The sequence below is a fragment of the Microbacterium sp. HSID17254 genome (assembly GCF_003989315.1).
In the GTDB taxonomy this organism is placed as follows: Bacteria; Actinomycetota; Actinomycetes; order Actinomycetales; family Microbacteriaceae; genus Microbacterium.
Map to the genome: position 1 here is coordinate 1 of NZ_RBLT01000171.1, position 818 is coordinate 818.

Annotated in this window: 1 protein-coding gene and 1 pseudogene; both read left to right on the forward strand. The window is 72.1% G+C overall.

Features of this window, described 5'->3' with window-relative positions:
- A pseudogene (locus D8M34_RS18400) lies at nt 1-273 on the forward strand (hypothetical protein); the annotation flags it as partial.
- The coding region (locus tag D8M34_RS18405) for an enoyl-CoA hydratase/isomerase family protein (RefSeq protein ID WP_174235412.1) at nt 270-818 on the forward strand (549 nt) is incomplete at its 3' end. The pseudogene D8M34_RS18400 and the gene D8M34_RS18405, both read left to right, overlap by 4 nt.

Here is an 818-nt window from a genome sequence, read left to right on the forward strand (position 1 = left end):
CACGCCATCGCGCTGGGCTACTCGCCGGGCGTAACCGTCGCGATGATCCACGGCCCCCTCGTCCTCGACCTGGAGCGCCGCGACCTGGGCCGCGGCCTGAGCCTGCTGTGCCTCGGCGGCGGCATGGGTCTCGCCACCCTCGGCCAGCTCGTCAGAATCACGGGAGGACTGAACAAGCAGTCAGTGAGCAGAAGGCCGCCCGCTGGGAGTCGTACGACGGCGGTGACGCAGTCGTCACCCTCGACGACCCCGCGAGCCGCGCCAACACCGTGAACGACGCCTACCGCGAGGCCATGCTGGAGGTCGTCAACGAACTGGGGAGGAACAAGGACGCCATCGTCGGTGTCGTCCTGACCTCGGCGAAGCAGACCGTCTTCGCCGGCGGGAACCTGGAGCAGCTCTCGGCCGACGGCCCGGACGACGCCGGGAAGATCGTCGAGCTGGTCACCGAGGCCAAGGCCCAGCTGCGCAAGCTGGAGACCTTCGGCCGCCCGGTGGCGTCCGCGCTGGTAGGTACCGCGCTGGGCGGTGGCCTGGCGATCGCGCTGGCCACCCACCACCGGGTCGGCGTCGACGCGACGGGCGTCGTCTACGGCCTGCCCGAGGTGAGCCTGGGCCTGCTGCCCGGCGGCGGCGGCGTCACCCGCGTCACCCGCATGCTGGGTATCGCGAACGGGTTCATGACCGTGCTCGCACAGGGCCAGCGCCACAAACCGGCCAAGGCGCTGGAGCTGGGGCTGATCGACGAGCCCGTCGCCACCCGCGAGGAGGCGTTCGACCCCCCCCGCGGGCTGGTCCTGGCGCACCCCCAGCCCCCC